The sequence below is a fragment of the Streptomyces sp. NPDC088707 genome, assembly GCF_044752725.1.
Taxonomy (GTDB): Bacteria; Actinomycetota; Actinomycetes; order Streptomycetales; family Streptomycetaceae; genus Streptomyces.
On the sequence record NZ_JBIVLV010000003.1, the window covers coordinates 442,655 to 462,158 of the forward strand.

Annotated in this window: 16 protein-coding genes; 6 read left to right on the forward strand and 10 right to left on the reverse strand. The window is 69.9% G+C overall.

Annotated features, from left to right (window positions below; genetic code table 11):
- Nucleotides 1-20: 20 nt before the first annotated feature.
- The 5 genes from ACIP84_RS12810 to ACIP84_RS12830 all read left to right on the forward strand — a co-directional run bounded on the left by ACIP84_RS12810 (nt 21) and on the right by ACIP84_RS12830 (nt 4,549).
- A complete protein-coding gene (locus tag ACIP84_RS12810) occupies nt 21-530 on the forward strand; it encodes a R3H domain-containing nucleic acid-binding protein (RefSeq protein WP_148003353.1) in 510 nt (169 codons plus the stop codon).
- Between the two features lie 118 nt (nt 531-648).
- Nucleotides 649-1,365 (forward strand): 16S rRNA (guanine(527)-N(7))-methyltransferase RsmG, encoded by a 717-nt coding sequence (gene rsmG, locus ACIP84_RS12815; RefSeq protein ID WP_055601064.1) that lies wholly within the window; start codon nt 649-651, stop codon nt 1,363-1,365.
- A gap of 236 nt (nt 1,366-1,601) precedes the next feature.
- The gene (locus tag ACIP84_RS12820) at nt 1,602-2,678 is read left to right on the forward strand and encodes a ParA family protein (protein WP_401797790.1); all 1,077 of its coding nucleotides are present in this window, start codon (nt 1,602-1,604) and stop codon (nt 2,676-2,678) included.
- Nucleotides 2,675-3,772, forward strand: a complete 1,098-nt coding sequence (locus tag ACIP84_RS12825) for a ParB/RepB/Spo0J family partition protein (protein ID WP_401797792.1) — start codon at nt 2,675-2,677, stop codon at nt 3,770-3,772. Before ACIP84_RS12820 ends, ACIP84_RS12825 begins: the two co-directional genes overlap by 4 nt.
- A 159-nt stretch (nt 3,773-3,931) precedes the next feature.
- Nucleotides 3,932-4,549, forward strand: coding sequence for a GNAT family N-acetyltransferase (locus tag ACIP84_RS12830; RefSeq protein ID WP_073908727.1), 618 nt, complete (start codon nt 3,932-3,934; stop codon nt 4,547-4,549).
- A gap of 127 nt (nt 4,550-4,676) precedes the next feature.
- Here the strand turns inward: ACIP84_RS12830 and trxA are convergent, their stop codons facing one another.
- The 7 genes from trxA to ACIP84_RS12865 all read right to left on the reverse strand — a co-directional run bounded on the left by trxA (nt 4,677) and on the right by ACIP84_RS12865 (nt 14,348).
- Nucleotides 4,677-5,009 carry a thioredoxin gene (gene trxA / locus ACIP84_RS12835; RefSeq protein ID WP_030321223.1) on the reverse strand — a complete coding sequence of 111 codons (333 nt, stop codon included), beginning with the start codon at nt 5,007-5,009 and terminating at the stop codon, nt 4,677-4,679.
- Between the two features lie 46 nt (nt 5,010-5,055).
- Entirely contained in the window at nt 5,056-6,021 is a 966-nt protein-coding gene (gene trxB, locus ACIP84_RS12840) for a thioredoxin-disulfide reductase (protein WP_401797794.1), read from the reverse strand.
- A 139-nt stretch (nt 6,022-6,160) separates the two neighbouring features.
- The gene (locus tag ACIP84_RS12845; RefSeq protein WP_401797796.1) at nt 6,161-7,120 is read right to left on the reverse strand and encodes a hypothetical protein; all 960 of its coding nucleotides are present in this window, start codon (nt 7,118-7,120) and stop codon (nt 6,161-6,163) included.
- Nucleotides 7,117-7,821, reverse strand: coding sequence for an RNA polymerase sigma factor SigM (sigM, locus tag ACIP84_RS12850; RefSeq protein WP_401797798.1), 705 nt, complete (start codon nt 7,819-7,821; stop codon nt 7,117-7,119). The genes ACIP84_RS12845 and sigM overlap by 4 nt, the downstream gene beginning before the upstream one ends.
- Before the next feature lie 25 nt (nt 7,822-7,846).
- Entirely contained in the window at nt 7,847-9,535 is a 1,689-nt protein-coding gene (locus ACIP84_RS12855; RefSeq protein ID WP_355957218.1) for a serine/threonine protein kinase, read from the reverse strand.
- Nucleotides 9,536-9,653: 118 nt separating this feature from the next.
- The gene (gene murJ, locus ACIP84_RS12860; RefSeq protein WP_401797800.1) at nt 9,654-11,906 is read right to left on the reverse strand and encodes a murein biosynthesis integral membrane protein MurJ; all 2,253 of its coding nucleotides are present in this window, start codon (nt 11,904-11,906) and stop codon (nt 9,654-9,656) included.
- 45 nt (nt 11,907-11,951) lie between these two features.
- Nucleotides 11,952-14,348 (reverse strand): DUF6049 family protein, encoded by a 2,397-nt coding sequence (locus tag ACIP84_RS12865; protein WP_401797802.1) that lies wholly within the window; start codon nt 14,346-14,348, stop codon nt 11,952-11,954.
- A gap of 210 nt (nt 14,349-14,558) precedes the next feature.
- On the opposite strand from ACIP84_RS12865, the gene ACIP84_RS12870 reads away from it, so the two are divergent.
- Nucleotides 14,559-16,025, forward strand: coding sequence for a CCA tRNA nucleotidyltransferase (locus ACIP84_RS12870; protein ID WP_355957225.1), 1,467 nt, complete (start codon nt 14,559-14,561; stop codon nt 16,023-16,025).
- An 81-nt stretch (nt 16,026-16,106) separates the two neighbouring features.
- On the opposite strand, the gene ACIP84_RS12875 is transcribed toward ACIP84_RS12870, so the two are convergent.
- From ACIP84_RS12875 to ACIP84_RS12885, 3 genes are all read right to left on the reverse strand, one after another.
- Entirely contained in the window at nt 16,107-17,366 is a 1,260-nt protein-coding gene (locus tag ACIP84_RS12875; RefSeq protein WP_401797804.1) for an MFS transporter, read from the reverse strand.
- Between the two features lie 74 nt (nt 17,367-17,440).
- Nucleotides 17,441-18,523 (reverse strand): inositol-3-phosphate synthase, encoded by a 1,083-nt coding sequence (locus tag ACIP84_RS12880; protein WP_355957230.1) that lies wholly within the window; start codon nt 18,521-18,523, stop codon nt 17,441-17,443.
- A gap of 48 nt (nt 18,524-18,571) precedes the next feature.
- Nucleotides 18,572-19,252 carry a PadR family transcriptional regulator gene (locus tag ACIP84_RS12885; RefSeq protein WP_189833684.1) on the reverse strand — a complete coding sequence of 227 codons (681 nt, stop codon included), beginning with the start codon at nt 19,250-19,252 and terminating at the stop codon, nt 18,572-18,574.
- Nucleotides 19,253-19,504 lie beyond the last annotated feature (252 nt).

The following is a 19,504-nucleotide window of genomic DNA, read 5'->3' on the forward strand; positions in this document are numbered from 1 at the left end:
AAGCAAGAAGGAGTCCATCCGTGACGGAAGGCACCATCTCCGCCGCCGCCGAGGGTGGCGACACCCTGACCCGCCTGGAGCAGGAGGGTGAGATCGCGGCCGACTACCTCGAGGGCCTGCTCGACATCGCCGATCTCGACGGCGACATCGACATGGACGTCGAGGCGGACCGGGCCGCGGTCTCGATCATCAGCGACTCGGCTCGTGAGCTGCAGAAGCTCGTGGGCCGCGACGGCGAGGTCCTGGAGGCGCTCCAGGAGCTGACCCGGCTGGCCGTGCACCGGGAGACCGGTGACCGCAGCCGTCTGATGCTCGACATCGCCGGCTTCCGCGCCAAGAAGCGTGCCGAGCTCGCCGAGCTGGGCGCCAAGGCCGCGGGCGAGGTCAAGTCCACCGGCCAGCCGGTCAAGCTGGACCCGATGACGCCGTTCGAGCGCAAGGTCGTGCACGACGCGATCGCCGCCGCCGGTCTGCGCAGCGAGTCCGAGGGCGAGGAGCCGCAGCGCTTCGTCGTTGTTCTCCCGGCCTGAACCCTCACGTAGTGTCGGCCCCGTCTGTTCGCAGGCGGGGCCGATCTTTGTCAGCCTTGATAGTCAGCCACCACAGTGCGCCCGCACCTGATGCGGGCGGTACGGAAGGACGGTTCCCGTGACGGAGGAAGCGGAGCTCCCCGAGGCTCCGGAGCAGGCGCGGACAGTCTTCGGTGAGTACTTCCCGGAGGCCGTGCGGTACGCGGAGCTCCTCGCGGACGCGGGTGTGAAGCGCGGTCTGATCGGCCCGCGTGAGGTCCCGCGGCTCTGGGAGCGGCACCTGCTGAACTGCGCCGTTCTCTCCGAGGTCGTCCCCGAGGGCGTCACCGTCTGCGATGTCGGCTCGGGCGCCGGGCTTCCCGGTATTCCGCTGGCGCTGGTCAGGCCCGACCTGAAGATCACGCTTCTGGAGCCGCTTCTCCGCCGGACGAACTTCCTTCAGGAGGTCGTCGAGCTGCTCGGCCTCGACCATGTGACTGTGGTCCGGGGGCGCGCGGAGGAGATGCTCGGCAAGATCACGCCCGTGCACGTGGTGACGGCCCGCGCGGTGGCGCCGCTCGATCGGCTGGCCGGCTGGGGCGTTCCTCTGCTGCGTCCGTACGGAGAGATGCTGGCGCTCAAGGGTGACACCGCGGAGGAGGAGATCAACGGGGCTCGCGCCGCGCTCTCCCGTCTCGGTGTGGTGGAGACCTCCGTGCTGCAGGTGGGCGAGGGGATCGTCGATCCGCTGTCCACGGTCGTACGGGTGGAGGTCGGCGAGAGCCCGGGTGGTGTGCGGTTCGCCGCCAAGCGTGCCAAGGCCGCCCGGACGAGCAAGACCCGTCGACGCCGCTGAGCGTCGCATTCGTACCATTTCGGAGTGTCGAACGGTCCCGGCCGGGCAGCAGGGGCATGGTGTTTCACGTGAAACATCGCTCACTGCTGCAGGGGATCATCAGCCGCGGTCGCGCGGCTGCCACGCCCCGGGACCGTAGATCCCGCGTGAACCCACCCGTGAGGGTTACGGAGATGTCCACAGAGGTGGATTCACCCACAGAACCACCGGCCTCGCTGGTTCACGACCCCGAAAGCATGGCAGGCTCTCCCCATCGCGAGCCTGAAGCCGAGGAGAGTGAATCCTTGCGGTCCGACGCCAACATCGCGGGACCGATGACCGATCCGGTCCCCGGTCCCCGAACCGAATCGGCGGGGGAGGATGTTTCACGTGAAACACCGCCCCCGATGGACGACACCCCCATTGGTCGTGCTGCCCAGCTGGCAGTAGAGGCCCTGGGTCGTGCCGGCGAGGGACTTCCCCGCCCGGCGCAGACTCGCGTGATGGTGGTCGCCAATCAGAAGGGCGGCGTGGGCAAGACGACCACGACCGTCAACCTTGCCGCGTCCCTCGCCCTCCACGGGGCCCGGGTCCTGGTCATCGACCTCGACCCCCAGGGCAACGCCTCCACGGCGCTCGGCATCGACCACCACGCCGAGGTCCCCTCGATCTACGACGTTCTCGTGGACAGCAGGCCGCTCTCCGAAGTCGTGCAGCCGGTCATGGATGTCGAGGGCCTCTTCTGCGCCCCCGCGACCATCGACCTCGCCGGCGCGGAGATCGAGCTGGTGTCGCTCGTGGCCCGTGAGAGCCGCCTGCAGCGGGCGATCCAGGCCTACGAGCAGCCGCTCGACTACATCCTGATCGACTGCCCGCCCTCGCTCGGTCTCCTCACGGTCAACGCCATGGTGGCCGGAGCCGAGGTGCTGATCCCGATCCAGTGCGAGTACTACGCGCTGGAGGGGCTCGGCCAGCTCCTGCGGAACGTCGACCTGGTCCGGGGGCACCTCAACCCGGCGCTCCATGTCTCGACGATCCTGCTCACCATGTACGACGGCCGGACGAGGCTCGCCTCCCAGGTCGCCGACGAGGTGCGCACCCACTTCGCCGAGGAGGTGCTGCGGACCAGCATTCCGAGGTCCGTCCGCATCTCGGAGGCACCCAGCTACGGGCAGACGGTCCTCACCTATGACCCGGGCTCCAGCGGTGCCCTGTCGTATCTCGAAGCGGCTCGTGAGATCGCCCTGCGGGGGGCCGCCGTGCACTATGACCCGCAGCACGCCCATGTCGGGCACCAGAACCACCAGCGCAGCATGTCGGAGGGGATCCAGTGAGTGAGCGACGTAGGGGATTGGGGCGTGGGCTCGGTGCGCTGATCCCCGCTGCTCCCCAGGAACGGCAGTCGCCGTCGGGTGGCGTGGGTGTGGCCTCGCCGGGTGCGGCGGCCCCCGCCATGCCCTCGGGCCGGGGGGTGGCGGCCGCGAAGCTGGCGTCCCTCCCGCAGAGCGCGCAGTCTCCGGAGTCGGCGCCGTCGTGGAACGACGCCGAGCCGGCGGTCCGGCCGGAGCCTCCGGCGGGTGCCTACTTCACCGAGCTTCCGCTCGACTCCATCGTTCCCAACCGGCACCAGCCGCGTGAGGTCTTCGACGAGGACGCCCTGGCGGAGCTCGTCGTCTCCATCAAGGAGGTCGGCCTCCTCCAGCCCGTCGTCGTGCGCAAGACCGATGACGAGGGCTATGAGCTGGTCATGGGCGAGCGGCGTCTTCGGGCGTCCAAGGAAGCGGGTCTTGAGCGGATCCCGGCGATCGTCCGGGACACCGACGACGAGAAGATGCTCCTGGACGCGCTCCTGGAGAACCTGCACCGCGCCCAGCTGAACGCGATCGAAGAGGCTCACGCCTACGAGCAGCTGCTCAAGGACTTCGGCTGCACCCACGACCAGCTCGCGGAGCGGATCGGGCGCTCCCGCCCGCAGATCTCCAACACGCTGCGCCTGCTGCGTCTCTCCCCGCCGGTGCAGCGCCGGGTCGCCGCCGGAGTGCTTTCGGCCGGCCACGCGCGGGCGCTGCTCGGTGTCGAGGACCCGGAGGCCCAGGACAAGCTGGCGTACCGGATCGTCTCCGAGGGTCTCTCGGTGCGCACCGTCGAGGAGATGGTGAGCCTCATGGGCTCCGAGGAGCCCGGCGGTGCGGTCAAGCCGACGAAGCCGCGTGCCGGTGGCCGCGTCTCGCCCGCGCTCACGGATCTCGCCTCCCGCCTTTCGGACCGCTTCGAGACCCGGGTGAAGGTCGACCTCGGTCAGAAGAAGGGAAAGATCGTCGTCGAGTTCGCCTCGGTGGAGGATCTGGACCGGATCCTGGCGACCCTGGCTCCCGGCGAGGGGCGGGTCATGGACCAGAAGAACGCCGAGAAGGGGGCGGAGGGCTGACGCCTTCCGTCGTCCAAGGCCGCTGAGGGCGGGCCGTGCTCCGGTTTCACCGGAACGCGGCCCGCCCTTTGCCTATGAGCGGTGTCGTCCCGATCAACCGATCGATACGATTCCAGGAGGCGTATCCGTGCTTGATCGCGAGGGAAGTGAGGCGCGGCCGTGGGGCGTCGGCTCGTACCGCTCACACTGGACAACCTTCCGGATCTGCCCAAACGGTGTCGCTCCTGCGTTTTCTGGGAGCTCGACCCGGTCAGCGGGGAAGCCGCGGTGAAGGCCGGGCGTTCGGAACCGGAGAAGGAGGCCTGGATCTCGGGCGTTCTCCTGGAGTGGGGCTCCTGCGGCCGGGTGGTCTATGTCGACGAGGTACCGGTCGGCTACGTCCTCTACGCTCCCCCGGCCTATGTCCCGCGTTCCACCGCCTTCCCCACGAGCCCTGTGGCGGCCGATGCCGCGCAGTTGATGACGGCCTGGATCATGCCGGGCTACCAGGGGCAGGGGCTGGGCCGGATGGTCGTACAGACCGTGGCCAAGGATCTGCTGCGGAGGGGCTTCAAGGCCATCGAGGCGTTCGGGGACGCCCGGTGGAAGGAGCCCGCTTGCGTGCTGCCGGCCGACCATCTGCTGGCGGTGGGCTTCAAGACGGTGCGGCCGCATCCGGCCTTCCCCAGGCTGCGGCTGGAACTTCGGACGACGCTCTCCTGGAAGGAGGACGTCGAGATGGCGCTCGACCGGCTCCTCGGCGCGGTCCAGAAGGAACCCGTCCTGCGTCCCCTGTAGTGCCGGGCCGCGGGGCGGCTCGCTCGGGACACAAGAACGGCCCGCCCCCTGACGAGGGCGGGCCGTCTCTGTTTCACGTGAAACGCTGCTCCTGTTTCACGTGAAACGGTGCAGCAGAGGGGGAGCGTCAGGCCTTGGTCGGCTCGACGAAGCCCTCGAGGTCGCGCAGGATGGCGGCCTTGGGCTTGGCACCGACGATCGTCTTCACGACCTCGCCGCCCTGGTACACGTTCAGCGTCGGGATGGACATGACGCCGTACTTGGCAGCCGTGGCCGGGTTCTGGTCGATGTTGAGCTTCACGATCTCGATCTCGCCGTGCTCGGCGGCGATGGCCTCGAGCGACGGGGCGATCTGGCGGCACGGGCCGCACCACTCGGCCCAGAAGTCCACCAGGACGGGCTTGTCGCTCTTGAGGACGTCCTCTTCGAAGGAAGCGTCGGTCACAGTCTTCAGGGCCACAGCGGCCTCCTTGATCTCGCGGGGTGTGGGGTGAGGAGAGACGGGGTCAGACCGCGGGGGTCTCGGCCAGCTTCTCGCTGTCGGCGAGGGCGGCCAGGAAGCGCTCGGCGTCCAGCGCGGCGGAGCAGCCGGTGCCGGCGGCCGTGATGGCCTGACGGTACGTGTGGTCGACGACGTCGCCGGCACCGAAGACACCCGTGAGGTTGGTGCGCGTCGACGGGGCGGCGACCTTGAGGTAGCCCTCCTCGTCGAGGTTCAGCTGGCCCTTGAAGAGCTCGGTCCGGGGGTCGTGGCCCACGGCGATGAAGAGGCCGGTGACGGGCAGCTGGCGGGTCTCGCCGGTCTTCGTGTCACGCAGGGTCAGACCGCTGAGCTTCTGCTCACCGTGGATCTCGGTGACCTCGCTGTCCCAGGCGAAGGAGATCTTCGGGTCGGCGAAGGCGCGCTCCTGCATGGCCTTCGAGGCACGGAGGGTGTCCCGGCGGTGGACGATGGTGACCGTCTTGGCGAAGCGCGAGAGGAAGGTGGCCTCCTCGATCGCGGTGTCGCCGCCGCCGACGACGGCGATGTCCTGGTCCTTGAAGAAGAACCCGTCGCAGGTGGCGCACCAGGAGACACCGCGGCCGGAGAGAGTGTCCTCGTTCGGGAGGCCGAGCTTGCGGTGCTGCGAGCCGGTGGTGACGATGACGGCCTTGGCGCGGTGCACGGTGCCGGCGGTGTCGGTGACGGTCTTGATCTCACCCGACAGGTCCACGGCGATGATGTCGTCGGGGACGAGCTCGGCGCCGAAGCGCTCGGCCTGGGCCCGCATGTTGTCCATCAGGTCCGGGCCCATGATGCCGTCGCGGAAGCCGGGGAAGTTCTCGACCTCGGTCGTGTTCATGAGCGCGCCACCGGCGGTGACGGCACCTTCGAAGACCAGGGGGTTCAGCGACGCTCGGGCGGTGTAGAGCGCAGCGGTGTAACCCGCGGGCCCGGAGCCGATAATGATCACGTTACGGACGTCGCTCACGGGTTTCTTCCTCGTCTCTGCAGACTGGCACTGCCTACGGGGGCGGTTGTCTCGGTCACTCTCACCCCACCCAACGGATCCTAAGGGGCGTACATTCCCGAAATTGCCGCGCGGCACCGCCGTCGGACGGAGAGAGAGGTCAGGAGCGGGGGTACGTCCCGCTGAACAGGAGATCGGCGTCGGCGCTTCCGCTCCCGGTGGTCCGCTGCGCGCAGGTGGCGTCGACCACATAGGCCTGGACCCGGCTGCTGTCCGCGGGATCGGTGAGCACCAGCAGATAGGCGGGCTTCCCCTGATATTCGCCCTGCTCGTGCCTCAGGACGGCGTCGGACCGGCCGGTGCCGGCCAGGACGCAGCCGGGGACGGCGGTGTCCCTGGTCCGTTCGGGGGCCCCGGTCTCGGCCTCGGCGGACATTGATTCCGGTCCGATTCCGCGGGGTGTCCCGGCGGGCTGGTCCTCGGTCAGAAGCGCGTGGACCCGGTCCTCGACCGGGGAGCCGGAGAAGGGGGTCAGGGCCGCCCCGGCGACGGTATCGGCCTTCTTGGTGTCGTCCGCCTCACCACCGGCGGTGACGTTGCCCGCCTGGCTGAGATAGAGGCTCGTGCCGAGGACCACGGCACCGAAGGCGGCGCCGAGCGTCGAGAGCAGGGCGATGCGACGGCGGCGGGGCTTCCCGGCCCGCCCGGGGCCGCTGGCGGCGCCGGAGCGGCCGGCGGGGCGGTCCGTGACGCGCGTGGCGGGGCGGTCCGTGACAGGCGCGGGAGAGTCCGAGGGGGCTGCTGTGGCGGCGGCCGATGTTTCACGTGAAACGGGGGTGTCGCTCTCCGGCGTGGTGGCGTTGAGGAGGGCTTCGGCGGCGAGGGCCGCATCGATCCGTCCGGCGATCTCCGCGGGCATGCGGGGCGGCCCCGGCAGAGTGCCGAGCAGTCCTCGGATCTCCTCCAGGGAGGTGCGTACGTCCGCGCAGAGGGGGCATCCGTCCAGGTGTCGGCGGACGGCGGCCGAGCGGGTCGGTGGGAGGAGCCCCTCGGTCAGATCGGAGATTTCCGAGACGTCCGGGTGCTGTGTGGTGTTGGCCCTGCCGGCCGTGGAAGTCACGTGCGCCCACCTCCGCCCTTCACAGCAGCTGGATCAGTCGGTCCGGTGTCCGTCGACCCCGGCACCGGTGGGACGGATGTCCCCGGCGTCCGGTTCCTTCCCCCCTCGGGGGCTTCGTTACCCACGGTGTCGACGCGCAGATGAGTGACCATCGGAAGCAGTCGTGCCCGTCCGCGCGCGCAGCGGCTCTTCACCGTGCCGGTGGGAACGCCGAGGATACGGGCCGCTTCCGCGACCGGGTATCCCTGCATGTCGACCAGGACGAGGGCGGCGCGCTGGTCGGCGGGGATCGAACCCAGTGCGGCGAGGACCTCACGGTGGACGTCCTGCCGCTCCACGGGGGCCTCGGCGGACTCGTGGGGTTCGAGCAGCTGCTCGAACCGGTCGTTGTCGTCGACGGGTGAGGTCCTGCGTGAGGCCGTCTTGCGGAGGCGGTCGAGGCAGGCGTTCACCGTGATGCGGTGGAGCCACGTCGTGACGGCCGACTGGCCGCGGAAGGTGTGGGCGGCCCGGAAGGCCGACAGCAGGGCGTCCTGAACGGCGTCAGCGGCCTCCTCGCGGTCTCCCAGGGTGCGCAGGGCCACCGCCCAGAGCCGGTCGCGGTGGCGCCGTACGAGCTCACCGAAGGCGTCGGGATCGCCGGCGACATGGCGAGCCAGGAGTTCCTGGTCGTCCGTGGCGTCGTCTATCGGTCGGTCCAACGGTGAGCCCCCTCCCCTGCGGTCGTCAGCCCATGATCTTGACTTCGTTCAGCTTGCCCCGGTAGCCCCCGTCGTTGGAGGGCAGTTCCGTCAGCCACACGAGAACGTAGCGGGTCGTGACGGGCTTGGTGAGCTTCAGGGTCACCTGACTGCCGTCGTCGGCCGCCTGGGTCGTGAACGCGTCGGGCAGGGTCGGCTCCGACGTCGCGTCGGAGGGCGCCGTGCGCAGTTCCACCGAGGTGTGGCCCACGAACGACAGGTCGACCTCGCTGATCTTCTGCGCCTTGCCCAGGTCGAGCACGAGGCCCACGCCGGTCTTCAGATTGGCGAAGCCGGGGCCGTGGTAGTTCTCGGTGTACCAGTACGTGCTGGGATCGCCGTCATAGGCGAGGTCTATGGCCTGGGGCTTCTCGGAGCCGTTGCCCAGCGGGTCGAAGTCGTGGGCCGACTCGATGGCGACCGGCTTGAGCGGGGCGGGCTTCTCGTCGGCCGTCGCTGTCGGGACCGGCGTCTCCTTCTGCCCGGAGTCCGTCGCGAGGAGCCGGTCCGCGATCTGCCAGCTGCCGAGGCCGAGGGCGGCGATCAGGAGGGCGGAGACGGCCCACTTCAGGGCCCTGCCGGTACGGCTCTGCAGCGGGGGCGGCGGGATGACCACCGGCTGGGTGGTCGCCGGACGCGGCTGAGGACGTCCGTACGTGCCCTGCTGGTACGTCGTGCGCTGGTACTCGGGCGGGGCGGTGAACTCGGGCTCCGGCGGCTTCACACGGGGCATGGCGGCCACGGCCTTGGCCAGCTCGTCCGGAGTGGTGCAGGGCGGCTCCTGGCGCGAGGCGGTGGCCCCGTCGTTGGCCAGGGCGCGCATGGCGATCTCGGAGAGACCCCGGTGGACACCGGCGCGGACCTGGTCGGGCGGGAGCAGGCCGACGCCCTTGGGCAGGCCGGAGAGGCCGTAGGCGTCGCTGTCGTACGGCCAGCGCTGGGTGAGCGCGGCGTACAGGAGCGCGCCGATGGCCTCGGTGTCGTTGCGCTGCGGACGTTCGGCGGTGATGCCGCGCAGGGCGGCGTTCACGGCCAGGCCACGGATGCGGTACTGGCCGGTGGAGCTGCGCAGGACGGCGCTCGGCGTGAGCCGGAGATGGGCCAGGCCTTCGCGGTGGGCGGCGGCCATGGCCTGGGAGACCTGGCTGACGAGCTGGTAGGCGTCGTGGGGCTCCAGGGGGCCGGCCGCGAGAAGCGTGGTCAGCTCGGTGGAGTCGGGCAGCCACTCGTGCACGACGTACACGAGGTCGTTCTCCTCGACCGCGTCCAGGACCTGCACGAAGCGGGGGTCGCCGAGGAGGGCCGAGGAGCGGGCCGCGGCCAGGACCGAACGGGCCCGGGGGTGGTCGGCGGGCAGCAGATGGACCCCGACGGCACGCCTCAGTTTCTCGTCGACGGCACGCCAACTGCTGAAGCCGTCCAGTCGGGTGACGCACTCCTCCAGCCGGTAGCGCCGCGCCAGTTTGTGGCCGCTGTGCAGTTCCGGAGCCGTGAGGGAGGGCTGTTCGCCGCTGTGTCGTTCGACCGCCTTCGTGTCCGTGACCTCGGCGGGCTGTTCCGCCGTCTTCTTCATGTCCGCCACCCCGTCGGTCGCGGCCGTGTCCGCCTTGGCGGTCAGCGGGTCGTCACCGCTGTTGTCGGCCACGTCGACGGCAGCCGTGCTACGTTCCGCCACCGTCGTTCCTGCCTCCCCATCCGTTGCGCCACATCCAACAGCCAAGCCAATTGTGCCCACAGTCGGACGCTATGCACGACACGCGGTTCCCCCCGATGGTTGTGCGGGAGCTGACGACTCAGCGTCCCAGGCGTCCGCGCACCATCCCCACCAGGGTGTTCAGCTCCGCGATCCGCATGCGCTTGGCCGCGACGAAGAAGACTCCGAGGAGCACCGCACCGCCGACGATCAGGGCGACGAGCGAGCCCAACGCCCCCTCGCCGAGGAGCTTCAGCAGGCCGAACCCGGCGGCGCCGGAGACGATGGCAGCGGGTACGGAGGCCATGCACAGGCGGGCGTAGGTCCGCAGCACGTGGGTGCCGTCCAGGTCACCGCCCAGCCGCTTGCGGAGGCGGCGCCAGGCGATGCCGACACCGACGGCGTAGGCGAGGCCGTACGAGGCTGCCATGCCGACGACGGCCCACTGGGCGGGCAGGACGACGTAACAGATCGCGGAGGCGGCCGCGTTGACGGCGGCGACGATGACCGTGTTGTAGAAGGGCGTCCGGGTGTCCTCGTAGGCGTAGAAGCCCCGGAGCACGACGTACTGGACGGAGTAGGGGATCAGGCCGAGGCCGAAGGCCATCAGGATGAAGCCCATGCCCTGGGCCGCCTCGATGCCGCTGGAGGCGTAGAGCAGGGTGCACATCGGGACGCCGAGCGCCAGGAAGGCGAAGGAGACGGGGACGATCGCGACGGCCGAGTTGCGCAGGCCCTGCGAGATGTCGTCCCGGACGGCGCCCGGGTCGTCGTCGTGGGCGGCGCGGGAGATCCGCGGCAGCAGCGCGGCCATGACGGAGACCGTGATGATGGCCTGCGGCATGCCCCAGATCAGCTGGGCGTTGGAGTAGGCGAGGAAGCCGGCACCGTTCTTCCCGGACTCCTCACCGGCCGCCGTGGCGAGCTGGGTGACGACCAGGACGCCCGCCTGGTTGGCGAGGACGAAGAGCACGGTCCACTTGGCGAGCTTGACCGTCTTGCCGAGCCCGTGGCCCTTCCAGTCGAAGCGGGGCCGGAAGCGGAAGCCGGTCTCCCGGAGGTACGGGATCATCGCCAGGGCCTGGACGACGAGTCCGAGCAGGGTGCCGATGCCGAGCAGGCGGATGCCGTCCTCGGGGATGGTCTGCACACCCATGTGGGACTCGGCGGAGGTGCCGTAGACCCAGATGAACAGGCCGAAGGTGACGATCATGACGATGTTGTTGAGGACCGGCGTCCACATCATCGCGCCGAACTTGCCGCGGGCGTTGAGGATCTGACCCATCACCACATGCACGCCCATGAAGAAGATCGTGGGCAGGCAGTAGCGGGCGAAGGTCACGGCCACGCTGTTGGCCGCGGCGTCGTCGGCGATGGTGTTCGACATCAGCCTGATCAGCAGCGGTGCCGCGAAGACGGCCAGGACCACGATCGCGCCGAGCGCCACCATCACCAGGGTGAGCAGGCGGTTGGCGTAGGCCTCGCCGCCGTCCTCGTCGTTCTTCATCGAGCGGACGAGCTGCGGGACGAAGACCGAGTTGAGGCCGCCGCCGACGGTGAGGATGTAGATCATCGTCGGCAGGGTGTAGGCGATGGTGAAGGTGTCACCGAGCAGGGCGGCGCCGAGCGCGCCGGTGATCACCAGGCTGCGGACGAAGCCGGTCAGCCGGGAGACCAGGGTTCCGGCGGCCATGACCGCGCTCGACTTGAGCAGCCCCGAGGCGCGGCCGGACTTCTTGGGGGCGGGCGCGGGCATGGGATCCGGCTCCGGGGCGGGCGGGGGCACCTGGCCGGGCATCTGCTGGTCCCGGTAGAGGTGCGCGAAGGCGTCCGGCTCGGGCTCCTCCCCGCCGGCCCGGGTCACCAGGTCGTCGACGCCGGTGAACTGGACGGTGCGCGCGTCGTCACCGTACGGAAGGTGGCGGGAGGGGCCCTCGGGCTCCGGCGCCGGGGTCTGGGCCCACACCCGGGGGTCGGGCGCATGGGGGGGCGCGGCCGGCTGCTGGTAGAGCGGCTGCGGCTCCGGGTACGTGCCGGGCGGGGGCGGCGGGTGTGCGGCGCGGTCGTAGAGCGCCTCGGTCACCGGGTCCTGCGCGGACAGGTCCTGGGCCCGGTACGGGTCGTGGGTGAAGGCGTCCTGGACGTAGGGGTCCTGGGCGTACGGGTTCTGCTGGTAGCCGTCCTGCGCATAGCCGTCCGGCACGTAGGGGGCGTGCCCCTGCGGGCCGGTGGCGGCGGGCGGCGGGGGCGGCACCGGCGGGTGGCCGGAGCCGGGGGGTGCCGCGGGCGTCCCACCGGACGGCGGGGTGCCGCCCGCGCCCTGGCCGCGGTCACCGTCGTACGGCGCGTTCATGGTTACCCCACCTCATCGTCCCCGGCCGACCGGCCACGGCATCGCTCAACGGTCCACTTTCTCACCCGTGCCCGACGGGTCACCGCTTTCGGGCCCGGTGTCCGGTGTCGGGTCACTCGCCTGCTCGGGTTCGCCCGCGTCGGGCTCCTCCGAAGCGGCTTCCGGCTTCCTCGGCGTGTCGGACCCGGGTCCTGCCTCGGGATCCACCCCGGATTCCGGCTGCGGCTCCATCGCCTCCGGGGCGGTGTCCTCCGCCGCCTCGGCCTCGGCGTTCCGCGCGGCCACCCGCTTGCGCTGGCTGTACATCCGCACGCCGGCCAGGACGAGGAGGAGGACGCCACCGGCGATCACCAGCATCACCGTGGCGGTGATCTCGGAGACCTTCACGGTGAACGTCATCGGCTGCCCGTAGGGGGTGCCGTCCTCGGTGTAGAGCTGGGCCGTCATCGGCACCTGGCCGTTGACGTTGGCGGAGGCGGAGAACTTCACCGACTGGCTGTGGCCGCCGCTGATCTTCACGGGCAGCTCTTTGTACCGCTCGCCGTTCAGGTTGAGGCGGTTCTTGCTGCCGGAGGTGAGCCGCAGCACGAGATGCACGTCCTGCAGCAGCTTGTTCTGGACGGTCACGGGGATCGTCGCGCTGCGGCCGGAGAGCGTGAGGTCGGACTTGTCGACCAGCTCGACCCCCTCGGTGAGGGTCTGCAGATACTCCAGGACGTTGATCCGGTAGAGCGCGGCGGCTCGGGCCTGCCCGCGCCACGAGGTCGACATCTCGCGGTTGATCGCGTTGGTGAAGGGGGGCACGACGCGGTACTGGGCGGTGAGGATGACCTTGAAGTCGTCCAACTCGTCGCGTGTGGTCTTCATGTCGCGGAAGGCCTGGACCGGAAGCTCCCGGTCGCGCAGCTTCTTCGGGTACCGGGAGCCGGCGGGCACCGCGGTGGAGGCGTCGGGGTCCGGCTTGGCCGCGGCGGCCGCCAGGAGGTCGCTGGGCTGGCTCCACCGCTTGGCGGAGAGCCCGCGCAGGGCGGTCGCCATGGTCTGCGCCTGCGCGACGGTCGGCAGCCGCTGCGGGGCGACCACGACGCTGCGCTGGTCCTCCGGCTGCTCCAGGGTGATCGCCAGGGACTGGGCGAGGAACTCCTGGACCGCGAGCGTCGAGTTCTCCGTCCGGACCATGTCCCCCTCGAAGGTCGTGGACAGGAGCGCGTCGCTCACCACGGCGGTCGTGCCGTTGCTGAAGGGGCGGGCCGCGGTGGGCGTGTAGGGGAGGTCGTCGCGGACGCTGTCGCTGCGGGCGATCACCTTGTCGGCACCGGCCGAGGTCGCCACCGCCACGATGGACGGATCGACGGCCCCGTCGACGGGCCAGGCGAAGTCGGTGGCGGGCTGGACGTGGAGGATCGTCTCGACCGTCGTCCCGGCGAGCGCGGTCGCCGACTGGAGGTGCCCCAGTGAGCCGGGGACGTCCTTGCCGCGGTGGGCGAGGGAGGCGAGGTCGGGGTCGGCGAAGGGCAGGGCCACGACCTTGTGGCCCTGGACGGCCTTCTCCAGCGAGTCCAGCCACCGCTCGGCGAGGGCCTGGTGCTTGCCGGGGACGTGCAGGGTGCCGTCCTTGACGCGGTAGCCGTTCGCCATGGCGTCGACGGAGGCCAGGAGATCCGGGTCGACCACCCAGGTGACCGGGAGGTCCTTGCCCAGCGAGACGAGCTCGTCGAGCCGCCCGCCCGGCTTCAGCTCGGCCGCCAGGGCGTCGTCCTCGAACACCGGGGTCTGCTGGTCGTCGGTGGCCGTCTCCGCCGACACGTGGGCCGAGGAGATCAGCGGCCAGAGGTAGGTGAGCTGTGTCCGTTTCTCGGTGGCCTCGGGCTGGTACGGGACGAAGGTCCGCTCGATGCCGAGCACCCGGTCGTAGCGGTGGTCCGGGGTCTGACCGGTGAGTGAGACGCCCAGCTGGTAGACGCCCGCCTCGTCGAGTCCGAGGTCGGAGACCGGCACGGAGAGGGAGAAGTCCGCGCTGAGGCCGGGGTTCAGCCGGGGGATCTTGACCGTGGGAGCGTCGTCGAGGGGGGCGGGGTCGCTGTAGGGCCGGTAGCCGGTGCGCCCCGTCAGCTGCTCGATCTCGCTGCGGCTCGTCATCTGCGGCCCGACGCGCAGGTCCACGGTCGCGTCGGTCACCGTCTTCTTGCTCCGGTTGGTCACCGTGCCGGTGATGGTGACCGTGTCGCCCTCGACGGGCGCGCTGGGCGCCAGCGTGTCGAGGGACACATCGACGGTCTTCGAGACGGTGGCGTCCTCGGCTGCGGCGGCCGGCGACGACGTGGCCGGGGCCTGGAGGAGGCCGGCGAGGAGTGGCGCCCCGAAGGCGACGGTGATCGTGCGCCGCAGCCATCGGCGGGCAGGTGAGGGACCGGTCCCCTGGATGTCTGCCGCCTCGGCCACGCGTTCGCCCGTCCTCGTCGTTGTCTCTGGTGCCAGTGGGGTGGGTGGTTCCCGGTTGCTGTGTCCAGGCATGGTAACGAGGCACGCTGGGAGCAAGTGCCGGGGACTGCTCCAGCCGATCTTCGACGGGGCCCTCCGGGGGTTCCCGGTACACCGACCACGGGAAAACGAGGACGTCGGCGCGGGCCGGGGCACGTACCCTTTTCTGTTGTGCCGAACGCCAACGAAGACACCCCGACTGCACTGAGCCAGGTGCAACGCCGCGCGGTAAGTGAACTGCTCCGTGTGTCCCCTGTCGCCGACGACCTCGCCCGCCGTTTCCAGGAGGCCGGGTTCAGCCTCGCGCTGGTCGGTGGCTCGGTACGGGACGCGTTGCTCGGCCGGCTCGGCAACGACCTGGACTTCACCACCGACGCCCGCCCCGAGGACGTACTGAAGATCGTCCGTCCCTGGGCCGACGCGGTGTGGGAGGTCGGCATCGCCTTCGGGACCGTCGGCTGCCAGAAGGAGGCCCGCGTCGGAGACGTCGATCAGAGCTACCAGATCGAGGTCACCACGTACCGCTCGGAGGCCTACGACCGGACCTCGCGCAAGCCCGAGGTCTCCTACGGCGATTCCATCGACGAGGACCTCGTCCGGCGTGACTTCACCGTCAACGCCATGGCCGTGGCGCTCCCGGAGAAGGAGTTCATCGACCCGTACGGCGGCCTTGAGGACCTCGCCGCCCGCGTGCTGCGCACGCCGGGTACGCCGGAGGCGTCCTTCTCCGACGACCCGCTGCGCATGATGCGGGCCGCGCGTTTCGCCGCTCAGCTGGACTTCGAGGTGGCCCCCGAGGTCGTCACGGCGATGAAGGAGATGTCCGGCCGGATCGAGATCGTCTCCGCCGAGCGGGTCCGTGACGAGCTCAACAAGCTGCTGCTCTCCTCCCACCCCAGGAAGGGCCTCGGGCTCCTCGTGGACACGGGTCTCGCCGACCATGTGCTCCCCGAGCTGCCGGCGCTGCGTCTGGAGAGCGATGAGCACCACCGTCACAAGGACGTCTACGAGCACTCACTGACCGTGCTCGACCAGGCCATCGACCTGGAGGAGGACGGCCCCGACCTGGTGCTGCGCATCGCGGCCCTGCTCCACGACATCGGCAAGCCGCGCACCCGCCGCTTCGAGAAGGACGGTCGGGTCTCCTTCCACCACCACGAGGTGGTGGGCGCGAAGATGACCAAGAAGCGCATGACCGCGCTCAAGTACTCCAACGAGATGATCAAGGATGTCTCGCGGCTTGTGGAGCTGCACCTCCGCTTCCACGGCTACGGGACCGGCGAGTGGACCGACTCGGCCGTACGCCGCTACGTCCGGGACGCCGGCCCGATGCTCTCGCGGCTGCACAAGCTGACCCGCTCGGACTGCACCACCCGCAACAAGCGCAAGGCCGGCGCGCTCTCCCGCGCCTACGACGGCCTGGAGGACCGCATCGCCCAGCTCCAGGAGCAGGAGGAGCTCGACTCGATCCGTCCCGACCTCGACGGCAACCAGATCCAGGAGATCCTGGGCATCGGCCCCGGTCCCGCCATCGGGCAGGCGTACAAGTTCCTGCTGGAGCTCCGGTTGGAGAACGGGCCGATGGCGCACGACCAGGCCGTGGCGGCGCTCAAGGAGTGGTGGGCCACGCAGGGCTGAGTGCCGACCGTGCGCGCCGATGTTTCACGTGAAACGTCGGCCCGGACGACAGTCGTGAGGGGTGATGTTTCACGTGAAACGTCACCCCTCCGTGCGTCTCCCGCGCAAGGTCAGTGCGATCCCCGCGTAGATCACAGCCACCAGCACGACCAGCAGCGTGGACCGGCCGTCGGGCGGCAGCATCAGCGCCGCGACCCCTGCAGCTGCCACGAAGGCCACGTTGAACAGCACGTCGTACAGCGCGAAGACCCGCCCTCGGTAGGCGTCGTCCACGGAGGTCTGCACCACCGTGTCCGTCGCGATCTTGGAGCCCTGGGTGGTGAGGCCGAGGACGAAGGCGGCGACGAAGAAGGGCATCGGGGCGAAGGTCAGGCCCAGCACCGGTTCGAGCACGGCGGCCGTCGCCGCGCACACCGTCATCCAGCCGAAGGGCCCGAGCCGCCCCACCGCCCACGGGGAGAGCAGGGCCGCTGCGAAGAACCCCGCGCCCGAGGTTCCGACGGCGATGCCCAGGAGCCCGAGCCCCTCGGACTCCGTGGAGCCCCACTCGTAGCGGCAGAGCATGAGCACCGTGACGAGCAGGGCGCCGTAGCAGAAGCGCATGAGCCCCACCGCGACGAGGGCGCGAGCGGCGGGTCGTCGCTCCGAGAGGTGGCGCAGTCCCTCGCCCAGCCCTCGGGCCGTGGAGGCCAGGGCGGAGCTGAGCCGCTGGCGCACGAGGGCCGGATCGGGGCCCAGGAGCTCCCGGGACATCCGTAGCGAGGCGAGGGCGGCGCACAGGTAGAGGAAGGCACCGAAGGCCACCACGGCCGCGTCGGACCTGTCGGCGATCAGCTGGATGCCGAACGCGAGTCCGCCGCCCACGGTCGCGGCGAGGGTGCCGGCCGTGGGGGAGAGCGAGTTCGCCACGACCAGCCGTTCCTCGTCGACGACCCGCGGGAGGGAGGCCGAGAGCCCCGCGAGGACGAAGCGGTTGACGGCCGTGACGGAGAGCGCGGAGGCGTAGAAGAGCCACTCGGGTACGGAGGCGAGGACGAGCACGGCCGTCCCACCGGCGAGGAGGGCCCGCAGGAGGTTGCCGTACAGGAAGACCTGGCGGCGCTGCCAGCGGTCGAGGAGCACACCCGCGAAGGGACCGACGAGCGAGTACGGCAGCAGCAGGACCGCCATGGCGGAGGCGATCGCGGCGGGGGAGGTCTGCTTCTCGGGGGAGAACACGACGTACGTGGCAAGAGCCACCTGGTAGACGCCGTCGGCGCACTGGGAGAGCAGCCGGACGGCGAGCAGGCGGCGGAAGTTCCTCAGGCGCAGGAGTACGCGCAGATCACGTACGACGGACATGGCAGCAAGACTCACATACGAAGAGGGCCCCCGGGCAGTGCCGCGGGGACCCTCCATCGACAAGCGCGCGGAGCTTAGCGCTCGACCTCACCCTTGATGAACTTCTCGACGTTGGCCAGGGCCTCGTCGTCGAAGTACTGCACCGGCGGGCTCTTCATGAAGTAGCTCGACGCGGAGAGGATGGGGCCGCCGATGCCGCGGTCCTTGGCGATCTTCGCGGCGCGCAGGGCGTCGATGATGACACCCGCCGAGTTCGGGGAGTCCCACACCTCGAGCTTGTACTCGAGGTTCAGCGGAACGTCGCCGAAGGCGCGGCCCTCAAGGCGCACGTACGCCCACTTGCGGTCGTCCAGCCAGGCCACGTAGTCCGAGGGACCGATGTGGACGTTCTTCTCGCCCAGCTCGCGGTCGGGGATCTGCGAGGTGACGGCCTGGGTCTTCGAGATCTTCTTGGACTCGAGGCGGTCGCGCTCGAGCATGTTCTTGAAGTCCATGTTGCCGCCGACGTTGAGCTGCATGGTGCGCTCAAGACGGACACCGCGGTCCTCGAACAGCTTCGCCATCACGCGGTGCGTGATGGTCGCGCCGACCTGCGACTTGATGTCGTCGCCGACGATCGGGACGCCCGCCTCGGTGAACTTGTCAGCCCACTCCTTGGTGCCGGCGATGAAGACCGGAAGGGCGTTGACGAAGGCGACCTTGGCGTCGATGGCGCACTGGGCGTAGAACTTCGCGGCGTCCTCGGAACCCACCGGCAGGTAGCAGATGAGAACGTCGACCTGGCGGTCCTTGAGGATCTGGACGACGTCCACCGGCTCCTCGGCGGACTCCTCGATGGTCAGGCGGTAGTACTTGCCGAGACCGTCGAGGGTGTGACCACGCTGGACCGTGACGCCCTTGTTCGGGACGTCGCAGATCTTGATGGTGTTGTTCTCGCTGGCGCCGATGGCGTCCGAGAGGTCGAGGCCGACCTTCTTCGCGTCGACGTCGAAGGCCGCGACGAAGTCGATGTCACGGACGTGGTAGTCGCCGAACTGCACGTGCATCAGGCCGGGGACCTTGGCCGCCGGGTCGGCGTCCTTGTAGTACTCGACGCCCTGAACCAGCGAGGCGGCGCAGTTGCCCACGCCGACGATGGCTACGCGAACCGAACCCATTCCGGTTGCTCCCTGTGTGATCGTGGAAGCCCTGCTGTGCGCAGGGTTTCACTTTGCGGTGTCGTCGGACGGATCCGGCCGGGTACTGCCCCCGTGCCGGGGCAGGCCGCCCGTTTCTCCAGAATCGTTGTCGTGCAGAGCGGGGGCGTCGGGGCCGGATCGCTGATCCCGCCCTGCCCGCTCGCTCTCGATGAGCTCGTTCAGCCAGCGCACTTCGCGCTCCACGGACTCCATACCGTGGCGCTGCAGCTCAAGCGTGTAGTCGTCGAGGCGCTCCCGGGTCCGGGCCAGGGAGGCGCGCATCTTCTCCAGGCGCTCCTCCAGCCGGCTGCGGCGGCCCTCCAGGACCCGCATCCGCACCTCGCGCTCGGTCTGCCCGAAGAAGGCGAAGCGTGCCGCGAAGTGCTCGTCCTCCCAGGCGTCCGGGCCGGTGTGGGACAGGAGCTCCTCGAAGTGCTCCTTACCCGCGGCCGTCAACCGGTAGACGATCTTGGCTCGGCGTCCTGCGAGTGAAGCGGCGAGGGCCTCCTCGGGAGCGCTGCCCGGTTCCTCGATCAACCAGCCGTTGGCGACCAGCGTCTTGAGGCAGGGATACAGCGTTCCGTAGCTGAAGGCCCGGAAGACGCCCAGCGAGGTGTTGAGGCGCTTCCGCAGCTCGTACCCGTGCATCGGAGCCTCGCGCAGCAGGCCAAGGACGGCGAACTCGAGGATGCCGGAGCGTCTGCTCATGCGTCGCCTCCTCCTCCGCCTTCGGGGCTCTTATGCCGTGCTGATGTATCGACTCGATACATCAGCACGATAGAACGGCCCGAAGGTCCCGACAAGTGGGCCCGCCGTGACCGGCGTCACATCGTCAATTCGCAGCGTTCGACTTGCCTGATTTGGGGTGAACTCCGGCCCTAGGTGGGTTTTGGCCGTGCGTAGTCTGTGCGGCATGCAGAACACCGGGAACCGAGCGCTGCCGAGGGGCGTCAGTGCTCC

Bases quoted from the DNA above. Each gene is read 5' to 3' on its own strand.
- ACIP84_RS12820 (WP_401797790.1), top strand. From the start codon at position 1,602: ATGGCAGGCTCTCCCCATCGCGAGCCTGAAGCCGAGGAGAGTGAATCC.
- murJ (WP_401797800.1), bottom strand. From the start codon at position 11,906: ATGAACGCGCCGTACGACGGTGACCGCGGCCAGGGCGCGGGCGGCACC.
- ACIP84_RS12875 (WP_401797804.1), bottom strand. From the start codon at position 17,366: ATGTCCGTCGTACGTGATCTGCGCGTACTCCTGCGCCTGAGGAACTTC.
- ACIP84_RS12880 (WP_355957230.1), bottom strand. From the start codon at position 18,523: ATGGGTTCGGTTCGCGTAGCCATCGTCGGCGTGGGCAACTGCGCCGCC.
- ACIP84_RS12885 (WP_189833684.1), bottom strand. From the start codon at position 19,252: ATGAGCAGACGCTCCGGCATCCTCGAGTTCGCCGTCCTTGGCCTGCTG.